This is a genomic window from Christiangramia sediminis, from assembly GCF_020552705.1.
Classification (GTDB): Bacteria; Bacteroidota; Bacteroidia; order Flavobacteriales; family Flavobacteriaceae; genus Christiangramia; species Christiangramia sediminis.
The window spans coordinates 43,186-60,121 of record NZ_JAJBZG010000002.1 but is presented as its reverse complement, the minus strand read 5'-3'; the positions used below and the strand labels follow the sequence as shown (position 1 = coordinate 60,121).

General features: G+C 36.6%; 16 protein-coding genes. All 16 read right to left on the bottom strand.

Going from position 1 to position 16,936, the window contains the following annotated elements; all coding sequences use genetic code 11:
* Positions 1-557: 557 nt before the first annotated feature.
* The 16 genes from LGQ90_RS04700 to LGQ90_RS04625 all read right to left on the bottom strand — a co-directional run bounded on the left by LGQ90_RS04700 (position 558) and on the right by LGQ90_RS04625 (position 16,640).
* A complete protein-coding gene (locus LGQ90_RS04700; RefSeq protein WP_423738443.1) occupies positions 558-2,147 on the bottom strand; it encodes a bifunctional metallophosphatase/5'-nucleotidase in 1,590 nt (529 codons plus the stop codon).
* 65 nt (positions 2,148-2,212) lie between these two features.
* Positions 2,213-2,635: a sulfur reduction protein DsrE gene (locus LGQ90_RS04695; RefSeq protein WP_229338675.1), complete on the bottom strand. Its 423-nt coding sequence runs from the start codon at positions 2,633-2,635 to the stop codon at positions 2,213-2,215.
* A 1-nt stretch (position 2,636) separates the two neighbouring features.
* Positions 2,637-3,041: a DoxX family protein gene (locus LGQ90_RS04690; protein WP_229338673.1), complete on the bottom strand. Its 405-nt coding sequence runs from the start codon at positions 3,039-3,041 to the stop codon at positions 2,637-2,639.
* Positions 3,042-3,115: 74 nt separating this feature from the next.
* Positions 3,116-3,475 (bottom strand): hypothetical protein, encoded by a 360-nt coding sequence (locus tag LGQ90_RS04685; RefSeq protein ID WP_229338671.1) that lies wholly within the window; start codon positions 3,473-3,475, stop codon positions 3,116-3,118.
* Positions 3,476-3,728: 253 nt separating this feature from the next.
* Positions 3,729-5,579, bottom strand: a complete 1,851-nt coding sequence (locus tag LGQ90_RS04680) for a PLP-dependent aminotransferase family protein (protein ID WP_229338669.1) — start codon at positions 5,577-5,579, stop codon at positions 3,729-3,731.
* 169 nt (positions 5,580-5,748) lie between these two features.
* A complete protein-coding gene (locus LGQ90_RS04675; RefSeq protein WP_229338667.1) occupies positions 5,749-6,231 on the bottom strand; it encodes a hypothetical protein in 483 nt (160 codons plus the stop codon).
* A 350-nt stretch (positions 6,232-6,581) separates the two neighbouring features.
* On the bottom strand, positions 6,582-7,316 hold the full coding sequence (locus tag LGQ90_RS04670; RefSeq protein ID WP_229338665.1) for a hypothetical protein: 735 nt from the start codon (positions 7,314-7,316) through the stop codon (positions 6,582-6,584).
* Between the two features lie 130 nt (positions 7,317-7,446).
* Positions 7,447-8,193, bottom strand: coding sequence for a LytR/AlgR family response regulator transcription factor (locus LGQ90_RS04665; protein ID WP_341481953.1), 747 nt, complete (start codon positions 8,191-8,193; stop codon positions 7,447-7,449).
* Positions 8,190-10,232, bottom strand: coding sequence for a histidine kinase dimerization/phosphoacceptor domain -containing protein (locus LGQ90_RS04660; RefSeq protein WP_229338663.1), 2,043 nt, complete (start codon positions 10,230-10,232; stop codon positions 8,190-8,192). Before LGQ90_RS04660 ends, LGQ90_RS04665 begins: the two co-directional genes overlap by 4 nt.
* Positions 10,233-10,282: 50 nt before the next feature.
* Positions 10,283-12,169 carry a sensor histidine kinase gene (locus tag LGQ90_RS04655; RefSeq protein WP_229338661.1) on the bottom strand — a complete coding sequence of 629 codons (1,887 nt, stop codon included), beginning with the start codon at positions 12,167-12,169 and terminating at the stop codon, positions 10,283-10,285.
* Positions 12,170-12,381: 212 nt separating this feature from the next.
* Positions 12,382-13,536, bottom strand: a complete 1,155-nt coding sequence (locus LGQ90_RS04650) for a porin (RefSeq protein WP_229338659.1) — start codon at positions 13,534-13,536, stop codon at positions 12,382-12,384.
* A gap of 222 nt (positions 13,537-13,758) precedes the next feature.
* On the bottom strand, positions 13,759-13,941 hold the full coding sequence (locus tag LGQ90_RS04645) for a Lacal_2735 family protein (protein ID WP_229338657.1): 183 nt from the start codon (positions 13,939-13,941) through the stop codon (positions 13,759-13,761).
* A gap of 189 nt (positions 13,942-14,130) precedes the next feature.
* Entirely contained in the window at positions 14,131-14,760 is a 630-nt protein-coding gene (locus LGQ90_RS04640) for an SDR family oxidoreductase (protein ID WP_229338655.1), read from the bottom strand.
* Positions 14,761-14,793: 33 nt separating this feature from the next.
* Positions 14,794-15,795 carry an NADP-dependent oxidoreductase gene (locus tag LGQ90_RS04635; RefSeq protein WP_229338653.1) on the bottom strand — a complete coding sequence of 334 codons (1,002 nt, stop codon included), beginning with the start codon at positions 15,793-15,795 and terminating at the stop codon, positions 14,794-14,796.
* 11 nt (positions 15,796-15,806) lie between these two features.
* On the bottom strand, positions 15,807-16,274 hold the full coding sequence (locus tag LGQ90_RS04630; RefSeq protein ID WP_229338650.1) for a MarR family winged helix-turn-helix transcriptional regulator: 468 nt from the start codon (positions 16,272-16,274) through the stop codon (positions 15,807-15,809).
* A 3-nt stretch (positions 16,275-16,277) separates the two neighbouring features.
* Positions 16,278-16,640, bottom strand: a complete 363-nt coding sequence (locus LGQ90_RS04625; RefSeq protein WP_262904351.1) for a DoxX family protein — start codon at positions 16,638-16,640, stop codon at positions 16,278-16,280.
* Positions 16,641-16,936 lie beyond the last annotated feature (296 nt).

Here is a 16,936-nt window from a genome sequence, read left to right as displayed (position 1 = left end):
AAAGACCTCTTATATACTAAATTAGAAGCGGTAAATTGGCTTGAAAGAATTTGTTTTATAGGTATTTAATTATAACTGTAATCAAAAGTGAAGAAATAGCAATAATCGTCAAACTAAGAACGAGTATACTTTCTTTTGTTGCTAAATATTCTTCTTTGAATTCTTTGTCCTGTTTAATTAGTTTTTTCATTGATTTAATTCCTATGAACAAATATATCAATCAACCAGGTTTAGTACTATACCTCAAAAAAGGTATTTTTCACTTCGAATAGGAGTGATTTATAAAAATTCCGAACCTGCAAAAGGAAGAGCTTTAAGCTTAAGAGATTTAAATTTGCGTTACAAAATCTGAAAACACTTTTTTATGAAGTTCCAGATCCAGATCGGGGGAAACCGATGTCCGGACAATCATTCTTTTTTCCTTAAATCAGGAATCTCGCTGGACAAAGCCTATCACATTTGGAATGTAGTGCGGTCGCCTATAATTCGGGACTATAATAGCAATTACGGCAAATTGTATAGTTTTTTTGGTTTTATTCATGTCTTAAAAATTGAGATTATTGGAAATTATATTCGGTACCGGGAACTGTAGAGAAAGAGTATTCTCCAAGGGATTCACAGTAGGCACGACCTTCTAACCCTGGAGATACCGGTGAATGCTTCTTTAAATACTCTTCAACAACATCATGAATAGTATAATCCATTACTTCTACATCCTTCACGTTAGGCATCCGGCAGAGATTGTCTAATGGATCGCCGGGACGCACACAGGCAGAAATACTGTAAAGCTTATCATCCTGTATAGGTTCTCCATTAACGGTAATCTTATCTATACGTTCACCTTTTGGCTTTTGGCTATCAAATTCCACTTTCATTCCTGAAAACCGGACTAACCAGCCACCAAAACGGTCCAGAGGTTGCTTAGAAAAAGTATTGTGCATTTCCTGTTCCAGCCAGTCCTTTATCTGTTTTCCAGATGCTTTCCCGGTTTTAAGTTTTTCATTTACGGGTAACAAGTTCCACAAGTTCGCCCTGGTGATAGGAGCAGGCTTGCCGTTTTCTGGTACAATAGGATTTCCAAATCTAAATCCGTTCGAAATTGAGATATCCACTCCCGTCTTCCATCTCGCCGCATCGGTGATCATATTATCCATGGGGTTTTCTACCGTAAGATACCTGTAAAGTGGAGTTTTGGTATAGCCAATTACTGTTTCCAGGTTCTCTTTATATGGAGTCTTGGCATTGTCTACCATCGCTTGTAATTCTTTATTAGCTGGGTATTTATTTGGATCTACTTCTATGAGCTCATAGGAATCCTGAACCAATTTTCCATTTACAAAATCAAGCTTTAGTTTTCCTACAAATGACCCAAAAGCTCCGGGTTCGGTCACCTTCGCATATTTCCCCTGTACAGGCTGCCTTATTCTTTCATGGGTGTCATTTCCCAGGATATAATCCACATCCTTGGCAATAGGATTATTAGCCAGTTCTACCTGTTTGAATACACCAATATGGGTTACAAGGAATAGAACATCTACTCCTTTCTCTTTTTTGAGCTTATTCAGTGTATTTTCAAATTCTTTATTTAATCCAGTAAACCCGATACCCTTGCTAAAAATAGGGTTTTGCCGTACCTGTACATCTGGGTCATTGAGTCCAACGAAACCGATCTTAATACCTTCGATTTCCCTGATCCAATAAGGAGGGAAAAGCGGCTCCTCGCTTTCTTCGTGGAACATATTATGGGCAACCACCTGAGTCTCATAAGAATTCATCACCTCCAGCATGATCTCTTTTCCATAAACAACTTCCCAGTTACCAGGGATTATGACATCGTATCCCATATTTTTAATGATTTCTGGAATAACCCTGCCTTTAGAAAGAGCAGCGTAACCACTTCCCTGGATTAGGTCACCGCCATCAACGATTATTGTATTTGGGTTTTGTTGACGTTCCTTCTCAAATAGCGTTTTTATGTTGGCCAGGCCACCTCTATCCTTAAAGATGATCTCGCCATCTTCCCAGAAAAGTTCCGGATGCGTATCCAGCTGTCCATGTATATCGGCAGTTTGCAAAATATTGATACTTAATGTATCCTGCGATTCTGAAGCTTTGTTCTTACTTTCTCCATCTGTTTTGCAACTCATCGTTAGAAGAAGTAGTCCAAACAAACTTATTGAGCTAATAATTTGGGTTCTAGATCCTTTCATACTTACAGGCTTAAACTTATATATCCCTTTTTCTGAAGTTGGAAATTATAAAGAATCCCATTCTCAACTATTTCCATCTTCCCGGGCACATCCTTTTTGTCTACTTTGAATTTGTTCATCGAAAATCCACAGGCTACGAGCTTAACACCTAAATTTTCAGCTTTGGTGATGAATTTTTCCATTTTGGCAGGATCGGTAATATCACCAATATTCTTACCGCAGATAATGATCTCGAATTTTCCAAAATTGGAACCATCTTCTTCCTTGAGTTTTTCCGCTGTTATTAATATTGGCTGAAGTTGGGGAACTTTTTTTGTGAGTACCACGTAATTATGTTTGGAATCCTGCACCTGCTGTGCATTCACTTTAGTTCCTGTAAAAAGTGTAAGTGTCAGTAAGATAATGCTATAAAGAATAGTTTTCATTTTATTTGATTTTAAAGAGTTTGTCTGTGTCATTTATTATAAAAAACAGCAGGCCACCTAGAATTGCTATGTTTTTAAAAAGTGGTCCAAGCGTGTTTATCTGTCCTACCTGTACAGATAGAGTAATAGGTATTAATACAAGTAGTAATACCATTGCCGCCCATCGGGTTTTAAATCCTATAAGGAATAAAAAACCTGCTGCAAGCATTACGACTCCGGAAAGTATGACCAGCCACTCAGGGTCACCAAAAAAATAGGCGATTCCTTTAAAACTGGCCTGTTCAAGCCTTCGGACTGTTTTCGAGGTATTCAGCAAATGATTGCTGCCTGCGACAAGGAAAATACCGCTAACCAGGATGCGCAATAACTGTATGGAACGACGACTAATCTGAATTTTGTTCGTCATTTAAGATGCTATTGTAATTAATAATCTGTCCTGAAGCCAGTTATTACTTAGCTCCAGGATGCACTAAATTTTAATTACACAAACTTGGGAGGCGGTGAATGGCTATCCAGGTATAGATAGCTTAATCTTGAAGTGAAGAGTACGTCTTCTGCGCTGATGACTTCAGAATTACTGAAATTCCACGAGTAGGCATTGAAATTGAATTGCGGAGTGCAAAAACTGCTAATTTCAACCCAGCTATTATTCGTTTCCACCTTTTTTTCAAATTCATAAGTTTTCGTACTATCTGAATTTGATTTTTTCTTCTTGCAAAATGGTTTTACGAAAGTTATATTTCCTTGTGATAAAAGGTTAATGGCGCTTGCATCCACCATGAATAGCTTCCCAAGAAAGACGGGAAGTAATAATAATAATATAAGTTTCTTTAAACTCACAAAGGCGAAAATAGAATGTTGAATTAGACTAGGATGTAACTTTGGTTACATAGATTTAGGTAACCGAAAATTTAAATAAGATAATTAGATTTTAAAATAGGTTTATATACTTAAAACTGGTCTAACCAACGATTCATCGCCAATTGCGGCAGCGTTAGAAAGAAAATAATTAGCATGATCAACGAATCAATACTATGGCTGCAAATCAGTATCTCTAAATCCGCAACTGGCGATAACCGAGACCGATAATTTCTTAATTCGATATCTGTTTCACAAAATCTGAAAACACTTTTTTATGAAGTTCCAGATCCAGATCGGGTGAAACCGAAACTCGGGCAATATAATCCTTATCATCTTCCTTCGTAGTTCCCTGTGTGGAAGTGGCGGGAATCGTCCAGTAACAGCCTTTTAGTTGTCCGTAACTCACGCAGTACTTGCTTTCATTGGGAATTCTACTTATCATCATATCAATAAGCTTTAGATTTAAAGCCCTTTTATATGATTCTCTTTCTTCCGCGGTATTTCCTTTGGTAGGTAGATCTAAAGAGAATACCGAAGGTGTAAATCCTTCATTCGCCAGTTCTTCTGAAACGAAGTTAATTTTAGCTTCGGGTAATGTTGCCTCAATAAAACTTACAAATTCGCGAGTATTTTTATAAGCATCTTTAATTCTTTGATTCATAGAAGGCAGCTGTTCAGCTAAAATTTCAACCTGAAGGGCTGTAGCTTCATTATCACAAAGCTGTAAGTGCTTGTCTATATTATGCATTAATGAATCTGCTTTTTTATTGGCCACACAATAGCCGGCGGTACATTTTCCACCACTTGGAAATTTGGACCCGCTAACGTAGGAAATAGTTCTAATTGAAGCTAGAATTCCATCTTCCCCGCAAAATTGAATATTCGGGCAAAAGGTTTGATCTAAAATAAATACCGGATCATTAGCTACTTCACCAGAGGAAGTTTTACGCTCTTTACTTAAGACTTCCCTTAATTTTTCCAGGTCGGGAACTTCAACTCTTGGATTAGTAGGGATTTCAGCAATTATAAATGGAACGGCTCCTTCTTCTGCTACTTGTTGGAGAACTTTATCGGTGCTTTGCACCATATCGTTATCACCATCAACAGGTAAGTCCAGAATCTCAACATTATCAATACAGGCCGCCACCCGTCTCGCCTGATCATTTGTGCCTCCATAACAGTTTGGAGGTACAATGATTTTTATTTGCTTTCCCTTATGTTTTTCCAGAGCTTCATCAATTAAGCCCATCATTATAGCATATTGAACTGACAGTCCGCAGAAGCCAAGTAAAACTTTAGAAGAGGTAGCAGTAATTTCCTGAACAGAATTCGTGACACTTTCTTTATTATTCTTGTAGTTCGTATTTTGAGAAGTAGAAGGTTTCTTCCCAACTAAAGTCTGCAAAGCCGTAAAAGAGTCGGCCGGGGTCATGGCAATGGTTTCCCTTCTTCTTACATGCTGAATTTCGGAAATATAAGATTCATTCTTTTCTCCGTTAATTATAATAATACTTCCCAGTTCGCCCTGAAGGCTAATTAAAAAATCAACATTAGAATTTAGTTGCAGATCTGAAGTTTTATCAGCCTTAGTAATGAAAATAGTACTGCCTTCAAACTCTTTGATATCCTCTAGTTTCTCTACTTTTAAAAGTTCAAAATCATAACCGTAAACATGCTTTAATGCTTCAAAATCGAAAAATTCAGGAAGTTCATCTATATATGCGATTCGGGTTTTCCGAGCATCAAATAAATTTTTTCTAAGTACAGCCAGAACAGGCGCTGTACGGGAAGAAAAACTGATGATATTATCTGGTTTTAAATTATTTATTTTAGCGATTCCCCATTCCAACACTGAAGATAGAGGATGCCCCAATCGAATATAATCAAAGGCAGTGGGTAATTCGCTTAGCGCTGACTTTTCAGCATTATTGGTTTTATATAAATTTTCGAACTGCTCAAGAAACTCTGTTTTGGCAAGTTTTTCATTATAAATATCCAAACGATGCGTAGTAAGTTTCAACCAGTCTTCCGGCATATTTCCCAGTACATTTTCTATATATGCGGTCACTTTTTTCTCTTTCATAATCTCTAATTTTAGATCGACGGGAATATAATTGAATAAGATTATTTCAGAAAGAAATTTGAGTTCGTTTTCTCATTAATTTTTAGTTAAATGAATGGAATATTTTAAGTTTATATAGCTACTGAAGATAGTGTCGACTAAGATTTATCACCCAGGTCTTTCTGATATTTTAACCGCCACGCAATGAGCCATCCATCTTTTTATAAACTCCTTCCAGGGAATTCTTGCGGGAACATTTAGAAGTGGGGATTTCCGAATTTTTTAATTCAATAGAAAGTTCATCTTTCCTAAAATTGATAAAGATTGTTTTACCTTTTAATTTACCTGAGTGCAGCTGAGCACTCTTTTTGAAGAATATTTTCTGAAATCCATAGACTGCGGATTTTTTGTTCTTGTAGAAGTGAGCTTTTATTAAAATTCTTTCCGTAGAGATAGATTTTACGTTGATCACTTTCCTGTAAAATTCTTTATCCTGGGAAGCTTCAGAAATATATTGACCGTCGATAGATACTTTTTCTCTGTCATTATTTCCTTGAAATTCAACAATTCTCGGAATCTTAGGAATAACAATTCCTGAATCACGCGTATTTTTTCCGCATCCTGAAAGAAGAATGATAATTACTCCAGTATATAAGAATTGCCTAAACCTCATACTAACATTAATTCGATCCTGATTGATTTAAACGGAATTAAGGCTAATAATGAAATAACCTTAATATATTATATCGGGAGGTGGGGCATACTAAAATGTTGCTTATTATCCTTATGGCTATCTTTCTTCATTTATGAATAATTAATAGGGTGTGAATTGAGGAGTGGGGGGCTTTTTGAATCTAACTCTAGATATTCAACTTTTTTTGATTGATTTTATGACCCCCCTTCTTATTTCCCATGATAGCAGAAAATAGTTGCTATTTCAGGAATATTGTTAAGCCTGTTTGATGAGAATAGACTTTCTAGAGTTGATGAAACGGTTCATGACTTAATTAGATTTTTGAGATATTAATTACTCATATCAGAATTTAGTTTGTAGGTATAAGACCAGCTATTTTCTAAAGTTTCGAACCACTTTTCCCAAAGTGCGGCAGCTTTTTCTTCTCCTACCAGATCTGTATAGATTTTTGCCGGGCTATCTCTTTTAACATCCATTTCGGCATATTTATTAAATGGATATGCAAAGATAAAATCTGCAGCTTCCGGACCTCCGAATTTAATATGATACCATTCTCCCCGGGGAGCTTCTTCTTTACTTTTTATAGCTTCGGTTACTGTGGAAACGACCTCTTCAAAAAGATATTCCTTATGGACCTGGTAATAGGTGACATTAATATATTTTGGAGTAGCCGACGATTTACTGCTCACATTTGGCATATGTCTGGCAATTCTTGAACTTACTTTTTCAATATGCGGCATTATCAAATTGATCAGCGTAATATAACATGCTTCACTAGACGGATCTTCTTTATCCATTTCTGCCCAATTAGACAAATTACCAGACATGATGTAGAAATTACCTTCTCCCTGTTGCCGGTGCCACATGTTCCAATCTTCTTTACCATTATTTTCCAGGTAACAAGCTTTCCAGGCTTTTACCCCTTCTATAAACTGGGCGTTATGTCCTTGTTTTACCGTAATTTCAGTGGTGGTTAAAATTTCTCCTTCATTTTCCTGAGCATTTAAAATACTCATGCTAAAGATTGCTGCAATAATGACCGTAAAAATTTTAATAGTTTTCATACGTTATTTTTTGGTTGATACATAGTTTAGTATAACTCTAAATAACTAATAATCAGTGATTAAAATAAACGATGAAGGACGAAAGTATTAATGTGCTGTCCCAGGAAGTGGTTTTATTTAACGGAAAAAACTAAATGGTTTGCAGACGTTTTAGCAATTCATTCTTCAATGATTTGCCAATAGGAATCGCTTTCCTGGCAATTACTATATGACTTGTGGCTATTTCCTTGATTTGCGAAATATTGATTATATAAGACCGGTGAATCCTTAAAAAGTGCTTAGATGGCAATTTCTTATCCATTTCTTTGAGCGTGATTACCAGGAGATATTCCTTGTTCCGTGTAAATATGCGGCAGTAATTCCGTTCAGCTTCAATATAAAGAATGTCCTCAATGTTCACCTTAACCATGGAATTCAGGTGCCGGACAAAAATACAATCATTTAAGATGGAGGGATTACTTTCCTGGGGTCTTGATTCTGAATCTCTCCCGTTTTTAGAGTTTACTTGAGTTATAGTGAGCTGGATCGCACGTTGAAGATCTAATTTTTTGAAAGGTTTTGCTATGAAACCATAGGGATGTGTTTCTTTAGCTCTTTCAAAATGTGCATTATCAGAATTAGCAGTTAAATAGATAACAGGAATATCGTGTGATTTCTGCATTGCTAATGCGGTTTCTATTCCATCTAAATCGCCTTTAAGATTAATGTCCAGCAACAATATATCAGGGATTTCAGATTTTATGTGCATTAAAGCCTCTTCCCCTCTGGGAACAATTCCGGTAACTTCATAGCCCAATTCCGTTAGTTGTAAAGAAATATTGGCTGCAATAATCATTTCATCCTCCACAATAAGTATCTTGATTTTTCTTTCCATCATGCACTTTTTCTAATTTGAAAGTCAAATTCTATATGGGTTCCATGAGTGTTGTATTCTTTCATATTACCATTTAACTGCTGAGTTAATAATTTGACTAATTGTGAACCGAATCCTGTTCCCTTTGGAGCAAGCCCCTCTTTTTTTCCAATCCCATTATCCTTTACCATTAATTTTAGATTCTGCTCTGCATCTTGTTCTAAACTTAATTGTATGACCCCCTGTTCATTTTCAGGGAATGCATATTTCAAAGCATTGGTAAGCAGCTCGTTTACAATGAGACCTATAGGTACAGCGGTATCTACATCCAGGTCTAAATTATCCATGGCACATTCAATTTTCACCTTTTCTTCTGCATTAAATGTGTCCAGAATTCCTTCGCTCAGGTTAAGAAAGTAGTCTTTCATCTCTATACTTCCTAGAGTGGTTCCCTGATACAATTTTTGATGAATAATGCCCATGGATTGCACCCGATTCTGACTGGCAATCATCGCTTCTTTTGTAGCAGGATCGTCTATCTGAGCCGACTGTAAAGCGATCAGGCTTTTAACCAACTCTAAATTGTTCTTGACACGATGATGAATTTCTTTGAGAAGGAGTTCATTTTCCGCATTGTGTTTATCAAGCAACACATTTTTATGCGCTAACTCTGCATTTAATGTTTTTAATTTCTGATTGCTCCTTTGTTTAAGTCTAAAATTCCGATACAATAGAGCGAGCAACAAAGCACCAATAATTAAGGCAACAATATAAATGCTTTGTTGTTGCTGTTTAGCAGTGAGCTCTTTCTCTTGTTTGAGAAGATTTACCTGTAATTCATTTTCACGAAGGCTTCTTTCGTTTCTTTCTACTTCGATAATATTGTTCGCATCTGCCCACTCTTTATGGTATTCAAGAGCAGTCTTATAATCTCCTTTAAGCTCATAAATATTGAATAATTTCTTGATGAAATATGCTGTATTTGCTTTGGTGTTAATTGCAATTGAGGAATTCCTGGCTTTTTCATAATAAGCAATTGCTTCATCATATCTGCCTTGTGCCATGGCAATATCTCCTATACGGGAATGTGCAAATTGATATGTATCAATCGTAGTTAAATTATATCCCTCTAACAGTTTTATGGTTTTGATCAGGTAAGATTCTGCTTCCTCATATTTTTCTCTTTCAATTAGGTTATTGCCCATGGAGTAATAGTACCAGGTATGATGAAAGGGATTAGTGATTTGAGGTAACAGCTCTTTTATCTGAGACATATAATAGTCACTTGAATCAGGATTCGATTCTGCGTAATGGTAACATAGAAGTTTATAGGTTGTAATAAGTGCCTCATTCTTTTCCGGATAATCTGAATTCTGATAACCTATCATACTTTCTTTTAAAAACTGAAAAGATTTTTCTTGCTCTTCCGGCAACCCATATTGAAAAAGAAATCTGCCTTTATCTTTCAATATTTTAAGCTGAATTTCAGGTCGACTATCATCTTTTAGCAAGTCCAGGGCCTTTACAAAAAGTTCGAGCCCCGGTTTTGGTTCTCCTCTTATAATTTTTATCAGAGCCCAATTGATCAATAAATCATATCCTAAAACTTTATCTTTTTTGCTTTCCGGAATTTTTTCGTAATAACTCCAGCCTATTGGTGCCAGCGAATCCACTACATTAAAATTATGAGACCTGTTAGCTCTATCTGTAATGTCACGGTACAAATAAGCCAAACGTTCATATGGTAAGGGGTGACTATTCTGAAGTAGGTGTGCGGCCTTATCAAAATAAAAAACAGTACTGTCCCGGTTAAAATGAGGCATTTCTTTATACCATAATGCTTTGTCCTGGTAGACTTTACTCAAAGCAATAATTTCAGCTGAAGAAAGGTCCTGGCCAGCACTTATTTCAAATGGAATTTTTACACTATTTATAACCTGGGAGCTTTGTGAAAATAAGCTCACCTGCAAGAGCATGATAATACACCCTATAATGTATGTTATATAGGTTTTGATCTTGAACTTATCTGTTAGATTAATATGTACAGTAATTCTTTTTATCATATAAGGTTTAATATAAAACCAGGTTGTTAATATTTGATATTTTCACCCGCTTACGCACTTTTCTGGATTACAAAATCAAATTCTAAATGCGTTCCTTTTTCACTGCGTTCTACCATCTTCCCGTTAAGTTGACGGGTTAGTAATTCTACCAGTTGTGAACCGAATCCTGTTCCCTTTGGAGCAAGACCTGCTGTTTTACCAATTCCATTATCTTTCACCTCCAGTTTTAAATTTTGATACCTGTCCTTTTCCAGGCTTATGTTGATAAAGCCCTGTTGCTGTTGTGGAAATGCATATTTCAAAGCATTAGTAAGCAGCTCATTTACAATGAGGCCAATGGGAACGGCTGTATCCACATCCAGTTCCAGTTTATCCATAGCGCACTCAATTTTCACCCGCTCTTCTGCATTGAAGCTGTCGAGAATCCCTTCACTCAGGTTTAAAAAGTAGTCTTTCATCTCTATACTTCCTAGATTGGTTCCCTGATACAATTTTTGATGAATAATGCCCATGGATTGCACCCGGTTCTGGCTGGAGATCATCGCGTCTTTTGTAGCAGGATCTTCAATCTGTGCCGATTGTAAGGCGATCAGGCTTTTTACCATTTCCAGGTTGTTCTTTACTCGGTGATGTATTTCTTTTAGGAGCAGTTCATTCTCAGAATTTTTCGCTCGAATAATTCGGGTGGCTTTTTTGCTTTTGTAGAAAAAGTATAGTAATGAAAGCAGGAATATCAATAATAGGGATGCGATCACGATAAAAAGTAGTTGGGTCTTATTTTTTTGATCGATCAAAGCAGCCTGAGATTCCAGAGCCTCATCTTTTTTTTCGGTTTCATATTTAATCGCCATTTCAGATTCAATATTGGCTATCTTACCTTCTAAAAGATTCTTGGAATTGTTGTAGGCCCTGTCTTTATATACTAAGGCATTTTTATAATCACCTAGTTGAATATAAGTTTCTGCCAAATCTAAGTATGGCTGTATAAGTCCTATCTGGCCTTTGTCGTCATGAGCATTTATACCAGCCAGCAAATGTTCCTGGGCTTCCTCATAATTTCCCTGTAAAAGGTAAATATGTCCAATTTCAGTTCTATAGGTGGCACAGCGTTCTTCGCCTATATGTTCTTTACATAATTCCCAGGCTGCTAAATAGTCTTTTAGCGCATTTTCATAATCTTTGACCTTGATATAAACATCTCCCCGGTAGGAATATGCTCTAACCGGAACAAAAATTTCATCAGGAACTTTTGTTCTAACAATTTCAAGACAATATTCCGTGGCTGCATAGGCTTTTTCAAATTCTCCTGTTTCGCCATAGCCTATGATCAAATTAAACTGCGCAATGGCCAATTCACTATAATTTTCAGTTTTTTTCAGTAGCGGAATTGCCTGATTAGTATAGGATATAGATTTTTCAAAATCATTCATCACACGATATTGAACTCCTAAAGTGCGATAGGCGCTTCCAAGACCTGCATCATCATTAAGCTCTTCATATAAATCAATAGCTTTAAAAAGCACCTCCTGAGCTTTATCAAATTGTCCCGTATTTAAATAATCTATGGAAAGAGATCTATAAGTATCTGCAATTCTCTTTTTATCATTTCCTTTCAGATGATACAATAGTGCTTTTTCAGCATGATAAACTACCGAATCTGGTGAAAAAAATCCATTATAAGCATGCCATGAGGCGAGAGATTCATGAATTTCAGCGATTAAACTGTCATTCTCCGTTTTCAAACCTCGCTGTAATGTTTTTAAGCCTATTTTATGGAATTCATCTACAAACTTTTCTGAAGTGGTGTTTGCACGTAGCCACGCCGCACTGGAGTCTACCAATTGCTTATTTAGACTCTCACCAAAAGCTTTAGATTGGGCAAAACCGAACATGGGAATAAAGCATACCAGTAAAATTGCAGAAATGAGTTTTGACATACCCCTAGAAATATCGGTTGTGAATGAACTAAATCGATACTTAAAGATACACGAAATTCCTTATAATAAATGCTGAATATAATTATAAGTATCTGAAATTCAATTATTCATATTCTAATTACAATTAATAATGCCTGAAATTATAAACAGAATCGTATAGGGATAATAATGCTTGCAGAAAATGAAAAGAATTCTATTAGTTTGGTGTTACTTTATAATAACAATAGGGGAGCGATGATACCAACTCGTACTTCATTTCTGTTATAATCAGCAGCACCCAGTTGTTGTTCAGCATAATTGGTATAATCATAAAAACGGCCGATATAGGCCAGAAAAAACCGGATATCTATGCTCTTGAAGGGACTATAGTATAGGGTAGGGACCATTCCATAGCTTCTTCTCAGGTGATTTTTGTCGTTTTGAACATTACTGTAGGCACTACTGGTCATAAGGCTTAATAGACCTTTGAATTTTGGATTGAAGCGGTATTCTGCCCTTATCCAGTTTTCAATATAAAGCGCATCTTCGGCCACTGTGTCGCTACCGAGGATTGTAGTCACAATCCCTTTAGTGTCTACCTCTTCATAGCTATAATTAAAATCATACATCAGGCTGAGGTTCTTATTCTGATATTTATTCCCCAGGGTAAAAAAATAGGTTCCTTTTCTTTTTACCTGGTTAGAATAACTCAGGCTGTAAATAGTCTGGAACTTTCCATCGAAGAAGCTTCCTCGCCAGTTACTAACTACCGCTACGGGCCAGACAGGTTCTTCAATGTTTTCTGCTACTACATCCCCATACAGGTCGTCATACAGCATGGTACGCGAGTTCAACAGCTGAAAGCCAAATTTATGATTTTCTGAACTCTGATAGGTAATTCCCGCGCCGGTCACAAAGGCCAGGGCATTGCTTTGAATATCATTATACTCCAACACCTCAAGGGCCTTGAATTCATATTCATAACCCCCATAGAATGCATAGGTTTTTCCCAATATAATATTAAGTTTGGGACTGGCTTTTATGTCTATATAGGCCAATTCAATATTGCTGCCCAGTTGATCCAGGCTCTGTACAACGCTCCCTTTATTAAATCGGTTTCTAAAATTAAAGTTTACCCGTTCGTGTAGTTTTGCTGAAATTCCAAGGGCTGTGAACCCGTTTTCAAATTGTACACCGTTGTAATAGCGGTCACCACCTCTAAAAGTATATGCCTGGAACTCTGTACGCAAATCGAAGGTGATATTTAAATTTTTTAGGAGGGCTGTTTTTTCGATGGGAATTATTGGCTCAGAAATACTATCACTTATTTGAGAAAAACCCATTAGAGGTAATAATAACGCGATACTTATTAGATATAATTTCACCATGAAAGAATAGAAATTTACAATTAGATAGGTACTTGATCGTTCCAGGGGTTTCACTAGTGAAGGATATTCAGTTCAATAACGAAACTTTCTTGCTGACCGTGTTAAATATAAATTTACTATAATTTATTTGGAATAAGCGGATAGAACAGACTTATAGGATAAAACTACCAGAAATCATGAGCCCAGGACTTGGTAAAAAAACAATTGAAAAGATTAAAGTCTTTAAGGATTCTTCTTTTGTGCTTTGATTTTATCTATCTCTTTTAAAACTTCGTTTGCTTCGTAGGTTTTGTTATCACTCATTTTGCGATTCGTTGTAGATAGTTTATGGGCTTCTTCCATAAGCTTCTTGTATTCTAGTTGTAGCTTCTCGACTTCTGATTTTTTCTTAAATAATCCAAACATTTCTTTTTTTTATTAATATACGCAATAGTGGTTTAAATTATTTCTACCATGATATATTTCTTTTTTATGGCACTATCTTCCTGCATAAAAAAAGAGCTGAATGTTTAAGTTCAGCTCTTTTTATTCTTTTTTAAAATTCAGTTGAACCCTGAAAATCTTTAAAAGATTAAAATTTAAAATTTGATCAATTTATGATCTTACTGCTTTCTCGATTTCAGTATCTCCTGAAAGGATTTCAAAAACTTCGTTATGCCGAACTTTATCATCCAGTACTTCAATTAAGGTTTTAGCTACATCTGCTCGTGAAATTTCTCCAAATTCATCAAATTTCTTCTCCAGCTTAATTTTACCTGAACCTTCATCATCGTTCAATGATCCTGGTCTAACAATACTGTAGTCTATACCACTAGATTTTAAATACTCATCAGCATTCTGCTTCGCTTCTAGGTAATCCTTGAGATCGTCACTTACTGAGGGATTATCGGCACCCATAGAGCTTAACATCACAAATTTTGAGGCACCTGAGTTTTTTGCAGCATCGGTCAGTTTTTTAGCACCTTCCTGGTCTACACCTATTATATTTTTTCCTTTAGAACCGGCCGCAAAGATCACTTTCTGTACATTTTTAGTGGTGTGGCTCAGATCTTCTTCCAGGTCGGCAAGGATTGCGGATACATTATTTTTTTCAAAATCTTCCTTCTGTTCCTTTTTGCGAACCATCGCCACAGGATTATAGGTTTTGGATTCCTTTAAAAGATCAATAATGATTCTTCCCGTGGTACCGTTGGCACCTGCTACTAATACATTTTCCTTATTCATAATTTTTCTTTTTTATATTGATAATTCTATTAATTATTGATTCTCGAAAGTTTCAGCCAGGCTAACAATTACTTTTCCCTGAGCTCTTCTGGTAGCTAAATATTCGAATGCTTTTACAGCATCTTCAAAAGAATAAACAAGATCGATAATTGGTCTAATCGTACGATCCTCGACCATTGCTTTGATCTCCTTCAATTGACCGGCATTTGGTTGCATCCAGGTATGCCTGTACTTAGCTGATTTTTCTTCGATAAGCTTATTCAGTTTTTCGGGCATCTCGTAATTCTTTATCCCCATTTTTTTAGCGCTTTCGGTATCTGGTGGACCTACTATGGTCGCTACTCTTCCGCCTTTTTTAATGATGTCGAAAGCCTCAAAAGTATAGTCGTTACCCAAAGTATCGAAAACGATATCCAGGTTATTGGCCACCTCCTTATAATCCTCGTTCTTATAATCAATCACTCGGTCTGCACCCAGAGCTTTTACCCAGTCAAGGTTAGTGCTGCTGGTTGTAGTATAAACAATAGCGCCTTTAGCTTTCGCGTATTGCACGGCAAAACTTCCCACTCCGCCGGAACCCGCGTGGATTAAAATTCTGTCATCTTTTTTCAGATCAACTTTTTCCAAGGCCTGTATAGCGGTAAGGCCAGTTAGAGGCAGTGAAGCGGCTTTTTCAAAAGTCACGTTTTCAGGTTTTTGAGCAACCACTTTGCTATCTACGGCAACGAATTCGGCTACTGTTCCCATATATTCCTGCGGAACCCTACTGAAAACTTCGTCTCCAACTTCAAAACCTTTGACCCCTGAACCTATTTCCACAATTTCACCACTTACATCGTATCCAATACTTGCAGGAAGATCAAGTTGAAGTATTTCTTTCAAGTGTCCCTGGACAATTTTATAATCGATGGGATTGAGCGCGGCAGCTTTTACCGCGATCAGGATCTCAGAATCTGAAATTTTGGGTTTATCAACTTCAGCAAATTTAAGGCTGTCTTTTAGATCTCCGTATTTTGTAATTTGTAATGCTTTCATAAGATTATTTTTTATTTATTAGTAGTGCTTTCAGAATCCTGTGCCAGGATATCGATCCAGGAGTCAAGGGTTTTTTTCAATAGAATAACATCTGAAAATTCCACGTCTTGATTAAGTAATATATTTAACAAATCTTGCGGAATGGAGGATGCCTTATCTTTTAGGCTTAAACCCTTTTCCGTCAAACTCACTAACACAGTTCGCTCATCATCCTTAGATCTGTTTCGCGTTAGCAATTCATTTTTCTCCATTCTTTTAATAAGTGGAGAAAGCGTATTGGTATTCAATAATAATTTTTGGCCGATCTTATTTACCGAAAGACTGTTCTCTTCCCATAATACCAGTAATACCAAATACTGCGGATAGGTTAGATCTAGTTTCTCCAGGTACGGCTTGTAGGCCCTGGTGATCAGCCTGGAAACCGAATAGATTGGAAAACAGATCTGATTTTCAAGCTTAAGTTGTTCCTCCTTTTCCATGTGTTATTTTTTTGAAATTCTCCGGGCTTGCCAGGCTCCGGTAGACCAGAGGGCCCATGCAATTAGTACCGGCTGAAAAAATAACCTGATAAGTCTGGCTCTGTCTGAATCTAACACTCCAAATGCATCTCTGCCGTCCAGATACTGGGCTACGTTGCCGGGAAAGATCAGTACGAAAAACAGGGCCAGTAACCATCCTATATTTACACGTTGTTTTTTCCAGAATAGCAGCGTAAGACCAAGTATCATCTCTACGATACCTGAAAGTATGACCACAATATCTTTACTCACTGGAACCCAATCTGGTACCTGACTCTGAAATTCGATGCGATTAAAAGTTAGGTGACTAAATCCAGCATAGATCATAAATATTGCCAGTAGGATTCTAAAAACTTTCTGTAGGGTAGTGGTTTGAATAAAATTTTTCACACTATATTTATTTATAAACACGACTATATCGTGTGCGATGCAAATATATAAATAGTATTAGGTTCTGGAATTGGGTTTAGAATAGGTTTAACGTTTGATGATATTAGAATATCAGAATAGCCTGCTCAAAACTTCCGGAAGGGGCCGACGATAAAATTTTTCTTTGATCAGTAACCGTTTGGTGGTAAAGGAGTTTCAAAAACATTCGCAAATTCGTTTAATGCTATAGAACG

Coding starts and splice junctions, on each gene's coding strand:
- LGQ90_RS04700 (WP_423738443.1), bottom strand. CDS start 2,147: ATGAGTTGCAAAACAGATGGAGAAAGTAAGAACAAAGCTTCAGAATCG.
- LGQ90_RS04695 (WP_229338675.1), bottom strand. CDS start 2,635: ATGAAAACTATTCTTTATAGCATTATCTTACTGACACTTACACTTTTT.
- LGQ90_RS04690 (WP_229338673.1), bottom strand. CDS start 3,041: ATGACGAACAAAATTCAGATTAGTCGTCGTTCCATACAGTTATTGCGC.
- LGQ90_RS04680 (WP_229338669.1), bottom strand. CDS start 5,579: ATGAAAGAGAAAAAAGTGACCGCATATATAGAAAATGTACTGGGAAAT.
- LGQ90_RS04675 (WP_229338667.1), bottom strand. CDS start 6,231: ATGAGGTTTAGGCAATTCTTATATACTGGAGTAATTATCATTCTTCTT.
- LGQ90_RS04670 (WP_229338665.1), bottom strand. CDS start 7,316: ATGAAAACTATTAAAATTTTTACGGTCATTATTGCAGCAATCTTTAGC.
- LGQ90_RS04665 (WP_341481953.1), bottom strand. CDS start 8,193: ATGATGGAAAGAAAAATCAAGATACTTATTGTGGAGGATGAAATGATT.
- LGQ90_RS04660 (WP_229338663.1), bottom strand. CDS start 10,232: ATGATAAAAAGAATTACTGTACATATTAATCTAACAGATAAGTTCAAG.
- LGQ90_RS04655 (WP_229338661.1), bottom strand. CDS start 12,169: ATGTCAAAACTCATTTCTGCAATTTTACTGGTATGCTTTATTCCCATG.
- LGQ90_RS04650 (WP_229338659.1), bottom strand. CDS start 13,536: ATGGTGAAATTATATCTAATAAGTATCGCGTTATTATTACCTCTAATG.
- LGQ90_RS04645 (WP_229338657.1), bottom strand. CDS start 13,941: ATGTTTGGATTATTTAAGAAAAAATCAGAAGTCGAGAAGCTACAACTA.
- LGQ90_RS04640 (WP_229338655.1), bottom strand. CDS start 14,760: ATGAATAAGGAAAATGTATTAGTAGCAGGTGCCAACGGTACCACGGGA.
- LGQ90_RS04635 (WP_229338653.1), bottom strand. CDS start 15,795: ATGAAAGCATTACAAATTACAAAATACGGAGATCTAAAAGACAGCCTT.
- LGQ90_RS04630 (WP_229338650.1), bottom strand. CDS start 16,274: ATGGAAAAGGAGGAACAACTTAAGCTTGAAAATCAGATCTGTTTTCCA.
- LGQ90_RS04625 (WP_262904351.1), bottom strand. CDS start 16,640: ATGATCTATGCTGGATTTAGTCACCTAACTTTTAATCGCATCGAATTT.